This window comes from Nocardia sp. NPDC050799 (assembly GCF_040654015.1).
In the GTDB taxonomy this organism is placed as follows: domain Bacteria; phylum Actinomycetota; class Actinomycetes; order Mycobacteriales; family Mycobacteriaceae; genus Nocardia.
On record NZ_JBFAHF010000054.1, the window covers coordinates 20,504 to 34,988 of the forward strand.

At 61.8% G+C, this 14,485-nt stretch carries 13 protein-coding genes; 12 read left to right on the top strand and 1 reads right to left on the bottom strand.

Going from position 1 to position 14,485, the window contains the following annotated elements:
- Positions 1 to 63: 63 nt before the first annotated feature.
- The 11 genes from AB0H42_RS33190 (at position 64) to AB0H42_RS33240 (ending at position 10,315) form a co-directional block, all read left to right on the top strand.
- Positions 64 to 1,188, top strand: coding sequence for an acyl-CoA dehydrogenase family protein (locus AB0H42_RS33190; RefSeq protein WP_357063150.1), 1,125 nt, complete (start codon positions 64 to 66; stop codon positions 1,186 to 1,188).
- Complete coding sequence (locus AB0H42_RS33195) at positions 1,185 to 2,204, top strand: acyl-CoA dehydrogenase family protein (protein ID WP_357063152.1); 1,020 nt, start codon at positions 1,185 to 1,187, stop codon at positions 2,202 to 2,204. The genes AB0H42_RS33190 and AB0H42_RS33195 overlap by 4 nt, the downstream gene beginning before the upstream one ends.
- A gap of 150 nt (positions 2,205 to 2,354) precedes the next feature.
- Entirely contained in the window at positions 2,355 to 3,911 is a 1,557-nt protein-coding gene (locus AB0H42_RS33200; protein ID WP_357063153.1) for an AMP-binding protein, read from the top strand.
- Between the two features lie 2 nt (positions 3,912 to 3,913).
- Positions 3,914 to 5,095 carry a thiolase family protein gene (locus tag AB0H42_RS33205; protein ID WP_357063156.1) on the top strand — a complete coding sequence of 394 codons (1,182 nt, stop codon included), beginning with the start codon at positions 3,914 to 3,916 and terminating at the stop codon, positions 5,093 to 5,095.
- Between the two features lie 7 nt (positions 5,096 to 5,102).
- On the top strand, positions 5,103 to 5,672 hold the full coding sequence (locus tag AB0H42_RS33210; protein WP_357063158.1) for a nuclear transport factor 2 family protein: 570 nt from the start codon (positions 5,103 to 5,105) through the stop codon (positions 5,670 to 5,672).
- Between the two features lie 54 nt (positions 5,673 to 5,726).
- Positions 5,727 to 6,569: an enoyl-CoA hydratase/isomerase family protein gene (locus AB0H42_RS33215; RefSeq protein WP_357063160.1), complete on the top strand. Its 843-nt coding sequence runs from the start codon at positions 5,727 to 5,729 to the stop codon at positions 6,567 to 6,569.
- 57 nt (positions 6,570 to 6,626) lie between these two features.
- The gene (locus AB0H42_RS33220; RefSeq protein ID WP_357063163.1) at positions 6,627 to 7,439 is read left to right on the top strand and encodes an alpha/beta hydrolase; all 813 of its coding nucleotides are present in this window, start codon (positions 6,627 to 6,629) and stop codon (positions 7,437 to 7,439) included.
- Between the two features lie 21 nt (positions 7,440 to 7,460).
- Complete coding sequence (locus AB0H42_RS33225) at positions 7,461 to 8,189, top strand: enoyl-CoA hydratase/isomerase family protein (RefSeq protein WP_357063166.1); 729 nt, start codon at positions 7,461 to 7,463, stop codon at positions 8,187 to 8,189.
- Positions 8,190 to 8,279: 90 nt separating this feature from the next.
- Positions 8,280 to 9,497: a 3,4-dihydroxy-2-butanone-4-phosphate synthase gene (gene ribB, locus AB0H42_RS33230; RefSeq protein ID WP_357063169.1), complete on the top strand. Its 1,218-nt coding sequence runs from the start codon at positions 8,280 to 8,282 to the stop codon at positions 9,495 to 9,497.
- Between the two features lie 216 nt (positions 9,498 to 9,713).
- Positions 9,714 to 10,109, top strand: a complete 396-nt coding sequence (locus tag AB0H42_RS33235; RefSeq protein ID WP_357063172.1) for a hypothetical protein — start codon at positions 9,714 to 9,716, stop codon at positions 10,107 to 10,109.
- Positions 10,106 to 10,315, top strand: a complete 210-nt coding sequence (locus tag AB0H42_RS33240) for a YbaB/EbfC family nucleoid-associated protein (protein WP_357063175.1) — start codon at positions 10,106 to 10,108, stop codon at positions 10,313 to 10,315. Before AB0H42_RS33235 ends, AB0H42_RS33240 begins: the two co-directional genes overlap by 4 nt.
- Here the strand turns inward: AB0H42_RS33240 and AB0H42_RS33245 are convergent.
- A complete protein-coding gene (locus AB0H42_RS33245) occupies positions 10,217 to 10,687 on the bottom strand; it encodes an MFS transporter (protein WP_357063183.1) in 471 nt (156 codons plus the stop codon). The two genes, AB0H42_RS33240 and AB0H42_RS33245, sit on opposite strands and share 99 nt — an antisense overlap.
- Before the next feature lie 389 nt (positions 10,688 to 11,076).
- On the opposite strand from AB0H42_RS33245, the gene AB0H42_RS33250 reads away from it, so the two are divergent.
- Positions 11,077 to 14,340, top strand: coding sequence for a protein kinase (locus tag AB0H42_RS33250; protein WP_357063178.1), 3,264 nt, complete (start codon positions 11,077 to 11,079; stop codon positions 14,338 to 14,340).
- Positions 14,341 to 14,485: the final 145 nt, after the last annotated feature.

Here is a 14,485-nt window from a genome sequence, read left to right on the forward strand (position 1 = left end):
CGAGCAGTGATTCCCGTGGCAAATCGAAGTAGGTTGACCGGGTTGGTGCCCGACCCTATACGGATGCCTGCCGAGTTCGCCGACCTCCGCGATGAGGTTCGCGACTTCATCAGGCAGGAGTTGGACGCCGGCAGTTGGACGCCCCAGGTCGATTCGTGGCACACAGCGTGGGATGAAGAATTCTCGAAACGGCTCGCGCAACGGGGTTGGCTGGGAATGACGGTTCCGAGGGAACTGGGCGGTCACGGGCTCAGCGCGCTGGCTCGCTACGTCGTGACCGAAGAACTCCTCGCCGCCGGAGCCCCGGTCGCGGCGCACTGGATATCCGATAGGCAAGTCGCCCCATCTCTGGTGCGATTCGGGACCACCCTGCAAAAGAAGCGGTATCTCCCTCTCCTCGTGGCAGGTGAGGTCTTCTTCGCGATCGGCATGTCCGAGCCGGACTCCGGATCGGATCTCGCATCGATCCGAACCCGTGCAGTTGCCACGGAGGGCGGCTGGTTGATATCCGGAACGAAAGTGTGGACCACAGGTGCGCATTTGGCGGGCGCCATGATCGTTCTAGCAAGAACTTCGACCCGTGACGATAGCGACAGGCACGCTGGTCTTTCTCAGTTCATCGTGGAAACAAGCCTGCCCGGCGTCGCGATCCGTCCGATTCGGCTTCTGTCCGGCGGGCACCACTTCAACGAGGTGGTGCTCGACAACGTTTTCGTTCCTCGGGAGATGGTCCTGGGACGGGTCGGTGACGGCTGGCATCAGGTGACCTCCGAGCTTGCCTTCGAGCGATCCGGACCCGAGCGATATCTCTCGACGTTTCCGTTGTACGTGGACCTGTTGACAGTGGGGTCCGATAAGGGGTCCGGCGCCGATCGCTCGGCCGAGGTAGGACAACTTTTTGCGCAGTTGTGGACCCTACGACAGATGTCCCTGGGCGTAGCAGGGGCGTTGGATTCAGGTGCCGCGCCGAACGTGGCTGCTGCGGTTGTGAAAGATATCGGCACTCGATTCGAGAGCGAGGTCATCGAGGTGGCCCAGCGCTTGGTCGACAGGGATCCGGATCGAGCGGGGGATGCCTATGAGCGACATCTTGCGGAGGCAATTCTTCAGGCTCCGGGGTTCACACTTCGCGGAGGGGCGAACGAGATCCTGCGCGGGATCATCGCCAAGGAAGTGGGACTTCGATGAGCGGCAACGACGTGGCGGACCTGTCGGATCAGATATTTTCCCGCTCCGATCGCAACGGCACAGGCTTCGATACAGAACTGTGGAAAGTGTGCGCAGACTCGGGCCTGACGAGATTGACCGGCCGAGAGGAGCTCGGCGGAAGCGGCGGAACCTTATTGGATGCCTCAGGTCTGCTGGCATCGGCCGGTGGCGCGGCCGCACGCCTCCCTCTGCTCGAATCGGACCTCTTGGCGGGGTGGGCTCTCGACCGGATCGGGTTCGAGCCCGATCGTGGTGTGTCCACTGCCGCCCCGACCGAACGCCACCTGGTCGGCCTCGACTCCTCGGGCGTGCTCCACGGAAGGGTGCGGAGGGTTCCCTGGGCACGAGATGCCACGCAGATCATTTTCGTCCTCGAGGACAGGACCGTCGTTGTCGATGCCCGAGACGTTCGGATCGACGGAGGAGCGAATGTTGCCGAGGAGCCTCGCGACGATGTCGTGCTCGAGGCAGTGAGGCCGGTTGCGGTCGGCCCGGTGGATCCGGAACTGGAACATGATTTTGCGTTGCGGTCTGCGTTGGGTAAGTCCTTGATGATGGCCGGGGCTGTCGAAACTGCCGTCGATGTAGCCACCCAATACGCGACCGAACGCGTTCAATTCGGCCGCCCGATTGCGAGGCTCCAAGTCATACAGCAGATGCTGGCGATAGCAGCAGGAGAGGCGATGGCAGCGGGCATCGCGGCCCAAGCGGCAGCCCGGATGGCCGACGACCTGGATGTCACCTCAGCTGCGTGGGCGATCGCGTCAGCAAAGGTGCGGTCCGGGCTGGCTGCGAGCACGGCCTCGAAAATCTCCCACCAAGTTATGGGTGCAATCGGATTTACCCGCGAGCATCATCTGCGGCTGTACACGACCAGGCTGTGGGCATGGCGCGCCGAGGGCGGAAGTACAGCGCACTGGAGTCGATGGCTGGGCACGCAAGTGGACTGCCGGGGCCCCTCAGAAGCATGGGCTTCGGTGGTAGCGGGGAAGTAGCTTGTTCCTTGCTCGCGTGCTCGATCAGGTTTCGGCGGAACCTTGTGCGAAGAGACTCAACCAGATAGCTTAACCAAGCAAGCGCTTTGTTGGCTTCTTGATCGGCGGCAATTGCCGAGAGAAGGCCAGTGTGGCCTGAGGAGGACGACCGTGGATGCAAGTGCATATCTCGAACGAGCTGCAAGACTGTTCGGCAACAACATCGCAGTGCGCGACGCGGACCGAGAGGTCACATACCGTCAGCTTCATGACGAAGCCTCCAGGGTGGCAAGCGGACTCCTCGGTCTGGGTTTGAAGCGTGGTGACCACGTGGTCGACGCGAGGTGGAACAGCGCAGACAGCGTGGTTTTCAGTTGGGCGATCACCCTGGCCGGATTGGTTTGGGTTCCTCTGACGCCCCGTCTTTCCGCAGGAGAGTTCGCGCACCTGGTCGAGAACGCCGACGCTCGCGCCTTCCTCACCGAGGCGGCCCACCTCGAGGCTATCGAAGCGGTACGAAGCCGTGGGCGAAACGGTGTCGAGTTCATCGTCGCCGACGGAGTGGATGGTGCTCTGTCCAAGTCCGACCTGCTGCTCGAGCCACTCGACACCCGGGTGCGAGCTGAGTTGTCAGATCTCTATGCACTCCGATACACCGGCGGTACAACCGGGCTTCCGAAGGCCGCCCGGCAGACCCATGGGTCTTTCCTGGCTCATGCGGCCGCCCTGCTCCTGGACTTTGTCGACCTGCGGGAAGACGATGTCGTTCTACCCACTCAGCCGTACACCCATGGTGGGGGAATCTATACCCTGCCGTCGACCATGCGCGGCGCCACGCAGATTCTGCGCCGGAAGTTCGATGTGGACGATGTCCTGGACGCGATCGAACGGGAGCACGTGACAGTCGTGAAGATCGTTCCGACAATTCTGTATCGCCTGATCGAGGCACAGAGAGCGCGACCGCGGGACCTCTCGAGCCTGAGACTCATAGGTTACGGCGCGGCCCCCATGCCCGAAGCATTGCTGCGTGAAGGGATGGAACTCTTTCAATGTGATTTCGCCCAGACGTACGGCTCGGCGGCCGCGCCGGCGACCATCGCAACGCTGGATGCGCGCAGCCACCGAGAGGCGCAGACGAACCCGTCGTCGAAACGACTCCGATCGGTCGGCCGCCCCTATTCGACCACGGACGTGGTGATCGTGGACGAGGATCGAAAGCCGCTGGCGGATGGCGAGGTCGGCGAAGTGGCTGTGAGTGGTGTCTTCGTGACAGATGGCTTCTGGAACGACCCGGCGGAGACCGCGAAATCCGTCGACAATGGAACGGTATACACCGGCGACCTTGGGTACCTGGAAGGGGGATTCCTCTATCTGGTGGGTCGACAGAACGATGTGGTCATCAGTGGCGGGTTCAATGTCTATCCCGCAGAAGTGGAGCAGGCGCTCATCTCGATCGATGGTGTCCTCGACGCTGCGGTGACGTCTGTGCCGGACCTGGAGTGGGGTGAGAAGGTTGTGGCCGGCCTGGTACTTCGGCCCGGGCTCGAGTTCGAGCCGGCGGGGCTCTCACAACGTCTTCGTGAACTTCTGGCCGGTTACAAGTGCCCCAAACACCTCGAGCTTTTCGAAGCTCTGCCACTGACTTCGGCGTCCAAGGTGGATCGTAAAACGGTCCGCGCAGAAATCGAGAGCCGACTGGCCAGTCGGGTCGCAGAGAGTGTGAAATAGCAATGCGAGACGTATATGTTGGCGGCACGGGTGTAACGAAATTCGGGTTGCAGCTGGATCGCAACTTGAAAGATCTGGCAGCGGATGCCACCACCCAAGCACTGCGGGACGCCGGTTGTGAGGTTTCCGATATTCAGTCGGTGTATTTCGGTAACTGCCTACTAGGTATGGTCACGGGTCTGGAGGCCAACCGAGGTGCCATCACCATGATGCCGATGGGCTTCGGTCGCATCCCGTTCCAGGACATCGAGAACGCTTGCGCCACCGGCGCGAATGCCATGCATATCGGATGGCTGGCTGTGGCCTCCGGCCTCTACGACACCGTGCTGGTCGTCGGCGCGGAGAAGTTGAATCTTACCGATCGTAAGAAAACATTCGCAGCTTACGACTCCGGCTTCGACCCCGAGGAGCCGGCCTTCGAACAGGGCGAGGGGGCTGGGGTCAATCGCACTTCCTCAGCCGATCGCCAGGCCACGTTGGCCAAGGGAGTGATGGAGAAGTTCGGCGTAGACGAGACTCACTTCGGACGGCTTGCAGCGGTCAGCCACTACAACGGCAGCTTGAATCCGAAAGCGCACCGTACGGCAGGGCTCGACTACGACGCAATCATGTCCGACCGAGTGGTGGTCCCCCCTCTGACCCGGGCAATGCTCTGCCCCATCAGCGACGGAGCGGCTGCGGTGGTGTTGACTTCGCGTAGGCCCGATGAAAAGGATCGTCGGATTCGTTTGACCGGGTCACGGATGGCCTCTCGAATGTCTTTCGATGACCTGGACGGCCCTGCCGCTGCCTACACCGTGGCTCAACTCGCCTACGAGGCAGCTGGGATATCTCCGGAGGAGATCGGCGTCGCCGCTATCCACGATGCGAGCGTCTCGTACGAGATCACCTCCATCGGCTATACCGGATTGTGCCCGCCCGGCGAGGAGCGCGCATGGATCGAGAAGGGCGAGTTCGGCATCACGGGTCGTATGCCGATCAATACCGCTGGTGGCCAGATCGCACGTGGGCACCCCGTAGGTGCTACAGGTGTGGCCCAGATCGCTGAGCTGGCAGACCAACTTCGGGGACGGGCGGGTGCCATGCAAGTGGACAATCCCAGAGTCGCGCTCGCGCACATAGCGGGTGGCGTCATTCGCTTCGAGACCGCCGCAGCCGGTGCCCACATTCTGGTGAAGGACTAGATATCCCATGACCTCCGAGCGCATCTCCCATGAGCAGGGTGACCCAGACTCCCTGGCGGACACTATCGCCGACCTACTGGCCGAGCGCGAGATCCGTAGAGTTCTCCAAATCTACTGTCACGCGGTGGACAGGAGAGATCTCGCTCTCTTGCAGACGATCTACCACGAAGGCGCCGTCGAGAGCCACGTTCACTACGAGGGTGACGCGCTCGAATTCGGCGCATACATCTTCCCTTCGTTGGCAGAGAGAGGTTTTCGGCTCGGAAACCATCACTTGACGGGGGTACTCGTAGACATCACCGGTGATACGGCGAAGTCGGAGAGCTACTTCTATTCCATCGCCCGCCAGTTCGTCGATCCGAATGACGAGCGCGGCGACAGCGAGCTGTCTGTGCTCTCGGGACGCTACCTGGACCAGTTTGAAAAGCGCGGTGGCTCTTGGCGGATTGTCGACCGCAAAGTGGCCATCGAGCTCGATTTCAAGACGCCATACGTCCCTCTGTACGAAGAGGGCAAGGTGCTGATTCGCGGAAGTCTGCAGAACGATGACATTGCATCCGGTTGGTTTTCTGTCTAGGTCGTTTCATCGACCCGACCCGAGCACTCCCGAAGGGATAGTGACGATGATGAAATGCACCTCCAGGCCTCTGTCGGGCGGCTCGCCGAAGGCGTGGTGCATCCCGTGACCGAACCGGTGCTCTTTACCCTCGACCAGCACGTTGCGCGGCTGTCTCTCAATCGCCCTGAGCGTCTGAACGCCATGGATCTGCCGTTGGTCCGCTCCGTGCTCGAACGTTTGTCGGAGGCCGACAAACTGACTCGGGACGGTGATCTGAGAGTGCTCATCATTTCCGGCGAGGGGGACCGCGCATTCAGTGCTGGTGCCGATATGGACTCTCGACGGGCGATGGGCAGGGCCGAGCGCGAGGACCATCTCGACCTGATCGCATTGGCATGCCGCGAGGTCTACCGATTCCCGGTCCCCGTCATAGCGGAGATCAACGGGCACTGCATCGGAGGGGGAGCTGAACTAGCCCTCTCATGTGATCTGCTGTTCGCCACCGAGACGTCGGGATTCAGCCTTCCCGAAGTCAAGCTGGGCATGGTGGCAAGATCTGGTGGAACGATATTCGCGCGACGTCGGATTCCGTACGGCGCACTCGCCGGAATGCTCTTCACGGGCGAGCGTGTGCGTGCTGCCGAGGCGTTGCGGATCGGACTGATCGACGAAATGTCGCCAAGTCATGAGGAGCTCGCCGCGACGACAGAGGCCGTCGCGATGTCGATCGCATGTGCGGCACCGTCAGCTGTTCGGGCAACCAAAGAGTTGCTTCAGTCGAATTCGTCGTTGCCGATCGAGGAGTCGCTGCGACTGGGGGATCGTCTGCACGACACGCTAGCGGAAACCGCAGATCTGCAGGAGGGACTCGCTGCACTTGACGAGCGGCGAGCGCCCGTTTTCATTGGGCGCTGAGGCGTCGCAGCGACAATTGCGCGTCTCTCATGAATGCGCGCTTTGAAAGAGGAACGGATGAGGACACAGCTCGATCGCATCATCAATGGCATTGCTGTTCATGACTATCCAGCTGACGCGACTGATGTGACCACCGTGGTAATGCTCCCGAGTCTGGCTCAGTCGCGATGGTCTTGGGTGGATGTAGCGAACCAGGTCGATCCTGCAGTGAGGTGTTTGGCCATCGATATGCCGGGACAGGGAGACAGTCCTTACCCGTCGTACTTCATGTCGATCTTCGATCTTGCTGATTCCGTGCGCGATGTTCTTGTTGCCGAGAATATTCGCGACGCGGTCTTGGTCGGAAACTCGCTCGGTGCCGCGGTCGCGACACAACTGGCCGTGGCCGAGGAAACACTCGTTGCATCGTTGATCTTGGTGGGAGCTCCGGCCTGGGCAGACGAGGTTGCGCGCCGTGCCTGGCTACGGGGTCGCTCGGAACTTCTCGTCGGGCCGGATGGACTTCCGCGCCCGACAACTAAGGAGGCGGTTGCCGCCGTCTTCGGTGCCTACGATCCGGAGCGCCACCGAATGATGTGGGAAGAGGCGCAGAAGGCAGGCAGAGCTTTGGCATGGACTCTGTGGGCACTCTACGGCTATGAGTTCGCGACACAGCTCGAGTCGGTTGCTCAGCCGCTGCTCGCGATTTACGGATCCAATGATTGGCTCGAAGAGCAGTCCATTCCGACCCTCGAACGAACAGTGTCCGATCTGCATATCGAGACAGTGGACGGCGGGGGGCATCTGCTTCCGCTCGACAGACCCGCTGAGCTCTCAGCGTTGATTTCGGATTGGATTACGCACTCCACCAATGCGATTCACCATCTGTAAGCAAATAGGTAAGGATTCCGAATGGGAAACGTGTTGTTGGAACGCGACGGAGGCGTCGCTGTACTGACGCTCAACTCGCCGGAGGTCAAGAATGGGCTGACCCCTGAGATGGGCGACGAGCTCGTCGCGCTGTGCGACGAGATTGATGCCGACGAATCCTACGCATGCGCTGTCGTGGTCGGAGCCGACGGCACATTCTGCTCGGGTGCGGACCGCCGTCGTTGGATTGCCAGTGCAGACCAGTCCGAAGATGGACAGTTCAAGAGCATGGGCCGCGTGTACCAGTCGTTCATGCGCGTAGGCCAGCTGAACGTCCCGGTGATAGCAGCTGTACGCGGATCAGTTGTCGGTGCAGGCATGAACCTCATGCTCGCAGCCGACCTACGGGTTGTTGCACACGATGCGCGGATCCTCGCCGGCTTCCTGAAGATCGGTGTCCATCCTGGTGGTGGGTTCTTCACCCTCGCGGGCCGTCTCGGCGGACGTGAGGCAACGGCTGCAATGGGCCTGTTCAACGAAGAAATCGATGGCCGCAGGGCCGTGGAGCTGGGCATGGCATGGGAATCCGTGGACGACGATCAGGTCGAGGGGCGCGCCAGAGATCTCGCTGCGCAAGCTTCGCGTGACCCCGAACTGACTCGTGCGACGATCCGCTCGATGCGCACCGAGCTCGGCCCCCCCGGTGTGCCCTGGGACGTCGCGCTTCAGTTCGAGCGCCCCACCCAGATGTGGTCGCTGCGTCGGCGGTAGAGCCGCGCTGCGGGCCTCGGCGACCGCCCAAGCGGCCATTCCGGCCGAGTCCCTGATCTGTCCATAGAACCAACCTTTCGGGAGACCACGATGAATACGTCATCGATCGACGAAGTGCTGGAAGCCATTGCTGCAGGCGGAATCGTTGCCGTCGTCGATGACGAGAATCGCGAAAACGAAGGCGATCTCATCATGGCAGCGCAGTTCGCTACGACCGACAAAGTAGCTTTCTTCCTGGAACACACCTCAGGATTCTTGTGTACGGCAGTCACCGAGGACACCGCGGAGCGACTCCAGCTGCCCATGATGGTTCAGACCAATACTGAACGTCATCGCACCGCCTACTTGGTCAGTGTGGACTATCGCAAAGGAACGTCGACCGGTATCAGCGCGAGTGATCGCGCCGCAACGATCCGCGCCCTGTCTGAGATCCGGACTGCGCCAGACGACCTTGCGCGCCCTGGTCACGTCCTGCCTCTTCGTGCGCGACCTGGCGGAGTGCTCGAACGTCCGGGACACACAGAGGCAGGTGTCGACCTGTGCCGTCTCGCGGGTTTGGCTCCCGCCGCGCTGCTCTGCGAGCTGGTCACCCCAGATCGCCGCGGGATGATGCGCAGACCTGAAATCGAACGCTTCGCGAGGGAACATCGAATCCCGTTGTGCACCATCGAAGATCTGCGAGAATATCGCCGAGCGAAGCAGCCGGTCATCACGCTCGCTCGGACTGGCAGTGCGATGATACCTACCCGTTACGGTAGCTTCGATGCTATCGCGTACAGGGAGGGTGACGGGCCCGAGCACATGGTGCTCGTTGCGGGTGACCCCGCAATGTCCGAACTACCGTTGGTGCGTGTGCACAGCGAATGTCTGACCGGTGATGTCATCGGATCGCTGGCCTGTGACTGCGGGCCACAATTCGATCTGGGATTGAAGACTATCGCCGAGTCGGCATTCGGCGTGATGATCTATCTTCGGGGCCATGAAGGTCGCGGTATTGGACTTGGGTCCAAACTCCAGGCGTATCGACTACAGCAACAAGACTGCCTCGACACCGTCGATGCCAATGTTCAGCTAGGGCTGCCGATCGACAGTCGAAGTTACGGCGTCGCGGCGGACATTCTGCGCGACCTCGGTATCGAGACGATCGAGTTGCTCACCAACAATCCGGACAAGATCGAGCACCTCGAGCGTCACGGCGTCACGGTGGCGGCGCGCCGCGCGCACGAGACAGTCGCTACCGGTCATAACGCGCGTTATCTTGCGACCAAGCGCGACAGGATGGGCCACCTACTGTCCGCCCGTTTCTGAAAGTTGTGTCGACACCGATTTTCACTCACGGGCGCGAGCGCACCGTCGCGCAGGCGATGTCGCCGGCGCATTCGAGCTGGGCTGATCCAAGGGCCCGCGCCGCCGGACTCGTCTGCATTGGCGTGATGGCACCTTCCGATTGTGTCGCGCGCCATTGGGTTTAGGCATCGGGTTGCGCGGAGTTGAAGGTCTTACGTTGCATCAGCTGCGTCGTTGATGGCTGACGCACGCCGCGAACCTTCCTGCAGGTGTTGGGCCGCCGCGCAGGAACTCTTTTCCGGGATCGCACGTGTCTATCCAGCGCCGCTGACCGCGCGGGAAGCTGCCGAAGATGTGGCGTCCGATCCAGAGGAAACGCTGACGCTGGAGAATAGATTCTTCTTCGGTCACCATCAGGGCTATGAGGTGTATTTCTTCGAGTACGGAAATAGTGCCGTATACAGTTATGTCGAAGAGTATCCGTTCGATCAAAAGCTGGCGGACAATTTCATCCTGTGGCTGTGGAATGTCTTCCATCGAAGCAAGGAACTCCGAGACCGCTCGGTGCAGCTACGCCGGGAAACCGAGGCCAAGCGTGAACAGAGACGCGCCGAGGGCAAGCTACCGCGATGACCGATCGTGCCAGGTGGGAGGTTGCGCAGCGCGTCGCGCTGGCTGATACGCAGCGGAAAGTCGATGCTGTGCAGGGCGCGGTCGCCCATATCAGAGTTTGCGCAAGCTCACGCGGCGGCGAGCTCGGTGTCACTGTCGATGCTCAGGGACACGTGCAGGATATTCGGTTGACCACGCAAGCGTTGCAACTCGGGAAAAACGTCTAGCGCACCGGGCGCCACGCGATCGCGAGGCAGCTCGTCCCGGAGAATCGCTATTCCCACGGTCATGAGGGAAAGCCCGACACCCTGCAGCGCGCGAGCGATGATTATCAGTATGAGGTCGGTGCTGACAGCGCCGAGGACCGAGCCGAGCACCATGATGGCCAGTGCGACCATCATCATCCGCTTCTTGCCGAACATATCGGCGAGCCTGGTGACGGTGGGCATCGAAACCGCACCGAAAAGCAAGGTTGCGGTCACCAGCCACGACGCGTTGTCGGCAGTCGTGTTCAGGAGGCCGGGAAGGTCGGGCAAGAGCGGGAGGACGAGCGTTTGCTGGAGGGAGACGACGGTGCCGGTGAGCGCCAAGGTCGCCATCACAGTCCAGCTCCGTGATCCTTCGGATTTCGTGAGGCGGTCTTGCGCGCTCACACAGAAGCCCTTCCATCAGGGTGAACGATTGTTCCCTCCGAACGAATGAACCAGTACTCAGCACGCCGGGTCTAGCGGTAGTGTTGCGATTGTGATCAAGGTCGCGTGCTGGTCGCCCCGTGCCAGCAGCGAGCGGCGCTGCTCGCACTTCCCGTGGATCGGAGCCTTACGCGACGTGATTCACTACGGGATCAGACGCTGGCTCCTCAAGTTCGCCACCGGGCACCAAAGCGTGGATCGAATAGGACGTGGTGCGGCGATATAATTTGAACTGGCAAGAGGTGAGCCAATGGCCATAGTGCTTCGCGCAGTGCTCATAGAATACGTATTATGCGATGAGCGGTGACGACCGGTTACGCACCCAGCGAGAAACGAGTTCGTTTCGCGCGGAGTTGGCTGCGCTCGGGTTCTCCGATGCTGTGGAGATCGGGCGGGGTGGGTTCGGGGTGGTGTATCGATGTCGGCAGCTGAAACTGGACCGCATAGTGGCGGTCAAGGTTCTCACTGCGGAGTTGGACGAGGACAACCGGGCCCGATTCCGGCGGGAGCAGCAGGCGATGGGGCGCTCGACCGGGCATCCAAATATCGTCACCGTGCTGGAGACAGGTACCGTTGATGGGGGCCGTCCTTATCTCGTGATGCCCTATCACTCCTCGGGTTCTCTCGATGCCTGGATCCGCCGCCACGGCCCGCTCTCATCGGAGAATGTGCTGCTGATCGGCTTGAAGATCGCCGGCGCGCTCGCGACCACGCACCGGATCGGGATCGTGCACCGAGATGTGAAACCGGGAAACATCCTGCTCACCGACTTCGGCGAGCCAGCACTCACTGATTTCGGTATCGCGCATATCGGTGGCGGGTTCGAGACCACCTCAGGAACAGTGACCGGCTCACCCGCGTTCACCGCCCATGAGGTGCTCGCAGGACAGGCATCGACGCCAGAGGCCGATGTCTACGCGCTCGGGGCCACCATGTTCTGTGCGCTGACCGGGCACGCCGCATTCGAACGGCGCAGCGGCGAGAATATGGTGACGCAGTTCGTGCGGATCACTACCCAGGCTGCACCCGACCTGAGGGAAAGCGGAATCCCCGATGATGTGTCGGCGCTGGTGGAATCAGCGATGAACCGAGACCGCCGTGAGCGCCCCTCTGCTGCGAATCTGGCCGACGCCATTGGGCAGGTACTCCGGCGCCGCGGTGTGTCGTCGGGGAAACCGGCCCTGCCGACGCATCCCGGTTCCGAGAGCGTGTTCTCCGAGTCAACCGAGCCCGGCGGCCGACGGCCGAGAGCGCCAGGAGATACTGGCGGCAATCTGCCATTGGAACTGACGGGTCTGATAGATCGGCGGGTCGAGTTGACCGAGATCAAGAATCAGCTGTCGAGATCGCGATCGGTCACGCTTGTCGGTGCAGGCGGCGTAGGTAAGACGCGTCTGGCGCTCAAGGCCGCCGCCCAGGTCCAGTCGGATTTCGCCGATGGAGTGTGGCTGATCGATCTGGCCCCGCTCTCCGATGCCGGACTGCTGGTCGAAACGGTGGCAGCCACGGTCGGTGTCCGAGACGCCTCCACAAGACCGTTGCTTGAGACTCTGATCCAATATCTCGGCTCCCGCGAAACGTTGCTCGTCCTGGACAACGCCGAACAGATCGTCGAGGCGGTCGCCGAGTTGACCGAGGCGCTATTGGCCTCCTGCCCAGGACTACGGACGATCATCACCAGCCGCGAGCCGCTGAAGATCCTCGGAGAAGCGGTCCAGCCGGTGATGCCGCTGACAGTCCCGGACCCAGATCACCAACCGTCTCTGAAGGGGCTGCCCCGCTTCGACGCGGTGACACTGTTCGCCCAGCGCGCCGCAGCGGTGGTACCGGGATTTGAGCTCACCGAGGACAACATGGTCGCGGTGATCGGAATCTGTACCCGGTTGGATGGGGTGCCGCTGGCGATCGAGCTCGCCGCGGCTCGGATGCGCGTGCTGTCACCGGAGCAGATTCTGGACAGGCTGACAGATCGATACGAACTGCTCACCGGCGCCTTCCGCACCGCGCCGTCCCGGCAACAATCACTGAAGCTGTGCCTGGATTGGAGCTACGACCTGTGCTCGCCCATCGAACAACGCGCATGGGCCCACCTATCAGTGTTCGCGGGTAGTTGCGAACTGGACGCGATCGAGCAAATATGCGCTGTCGACTGGGCGCCGGCTGGGACCATCGACGTGCTTGCCGGATTGGTGGATAAGTCGATCCTGATCCGGGAACAGTCGGGCCATGTAGTCCGATTCCGGATGCTGCAGACCCTCCGGGACTACGGCCGGACCAAACTGCGGGAATCCGGCGAGTTACAGCAGTTACGTCGGCGGCACCGCGACTGGTATCGACGGCTGGCAATCGATGCGGAGGCCGGATGGATCGGCAGCGCCCAGCCAGGCTGGATCGCCCGACTCGAACGCGAGCACCCCAACCTGCGCGAGGCTCTCGAATCCTCGCTGTCCGAGGACACCGAGGAAGCCGCAGAAGCAGGCCTGCAAACGGCCACCGCCTTATGGGAGTTCTGGGTGTTCCGAGGCTTCTACGGCGAAGGAAGATCCTGGATCCAGCGAGTACTTGCCCTCCCCGCTGCTCGATCGACACCCAACCGGGTGAAGGCGCTGCGCGTCGCCATCGATCTGGTTACGGCACAGGGTGACTTACCGGCCGCGGCCACGCTGCTGAAGCAGGGCCTGGCATTGGTCGACCGCGACCGGACACCGATGTTGCAGGCACTGATGAACCACGCCGCGGGCGGCATGGCCCTGCTCAGTGGCGATCCCTCACGTGCAGCCCCGCTCCTGGATGCTGCCATCGAGGTCTACCGCTCGGACCTTACAGGCCATCTTCATATCCACGCCCTGACCGTGCTGGGCCTGGTATATGAACTGCGCGGCGAAACGGAGAAAGCGATCGAGCACCAACAGCGGCTGATTGCTATCACCGAAGGATGCGGAGAAATCCTGTACCGCACGCTTGCCCTGAGGAGCCTGGGCGTCGCCGAATGGCGCCGCGGCAATATCGACCGCGCGCAGGAACTGATAGAAGAAGCACTGCGTGTCGACCGCCCGCTCAACAGCTATCTGGTGGTGACCTTCTGCCTGGAAGCATTGTCATGGATCGCCGATTACCGCCATGAAGCCAATCGGGCAGCGGTGCTCATGGGAGCAGCACGTCACCTCTGGCCGGCCGGCGGCGGTGGTCGCAGCCGTGTCTTCGACACGCTGTCGCACTTCCACGAGGAATGCGAGCGTTCGGTGCGTAACACGCTCGGCGACGACAGGTTCAGTGCAGCATACGAGCGAGGCCGCGAAATGAGTGCTTCCGCAGCCAGAGCCTATGCACTGCGCGAACAACCCACCGGTACGACCACTGACGTGCCCCGGCTGACCAAACGTGAACGTCAGGTCGCGGCCCTGGTCGCCCAAGGCCTCACCAACAAGCAAATCGCCACCAAACTGGTTGTCTCACCGCGTACTGCCCAAGGTCACGTCGAAAACATACTCACCAAAATGGGATTCACCTCTCGAGCCCAAATCGCAGCGTGGATCGTGGACGACATCAACGACGGCTGAATCGGGACTATCTCGGTAACGGCTCTGGCCCACTTTCGGTGGTGGTGGCCGGGACTGTCAGCGATCTTGTGGGCGGGGCGGTGATCCGACAAGCTGAGGCGGCCTGCTTCAGCGGAAAGGATTGTCGTGTCGGAGGAGTCGAAGT

Excerpts from the sequence above, each read along its gene's own strand:
- AB0H42_RS33215 (WP_357063160.1), top strand. The coding sequence starts at position 5,727 with ATGCACCTCCAGGCCTCTGTCGGGCGGCTCGCCGAAGGCGTGGTGCAT.
- AB0H42_RS33240 (WP_357063175.1), top strand. The coding sequence starts at position 10,106 with ATGACCGATCGTGCCAGGTGGGAGGTTGCGCAGCGCGTCGCGCTGGCT.
- AB0H42_RS33195 (WP_357063152.1), top strand. The coding sequence starts at position 1,185 with ATGAGCGGCAACGACGTGGCGGACCTGTCGGATCAGATATTTTCCCGC.
- AB0H42_RS33235 (WP_357063172.1), top strand. The coding sequence starts at position 9,714 with ATGGCTGACGCACGCCGCGAACCTTCCTGCAGGTGTTGGGCCGCCGCG.
- AB0H42_RS33250 (WP_357063178.1), top strand. The coding sequence starts at position 11,077 with ATGAGCGGTGACGACCGGTTACGCACCCAGCGAGAAACGAGTTCGTTT.
- AB0H42_RS33210 (WP_357063158.1), top strand. The coding sequence starts at position 5,103 with ATGACCTCCGAGCGCATCTCCCATGAGCAGGGTGACCCAGACTCCCTG.
- AB0H42_RS33205 (WP_357063156.1), top strand. The coding sequence starts at position 3,914 with ATGCGAGACGTATATGTTGGCGGCACGGGTGTAACGAAATTCGGGTTG.
- AB0H42_RS33225 (WP_357063166.1), top strand. The coding sequence starts at position 7,461 with ATGGGAAACGTGTTGTTGGAACGCGACGGAGGCGTCGCTGTACTGACG.
- ribB (WP_357063169.1), top strand. The coding sequence starts at position 8,280 with ATGAATACGTCATCGATCGACGAAGTGCTGGAAGCCATTGCTGCAGGC.
- AB0H42_RS33245 (WP_357063183.1), bottom strand. The coding sequence starts at position 10,687 with ATGGCGACCTTGGCGCTCACCGGCACCGTCGTCTCCCTCCAGCAAACG.
- AB0H42_RS33220 (WP_357063163.1), top strand. The coding sequence starts at position 6,627 with ATGAGGACACAGCTCGATCGCATCATCAATGGCATTGCTGTTCATGAC.
- AB0H42_RS33190 (WP_357063150.1), top strand. The coding sequence starts at position 64 with ATGCCTGCCGAGTTCGCCGACCTCCGCGATGAGGTTCGCGACTTCATC.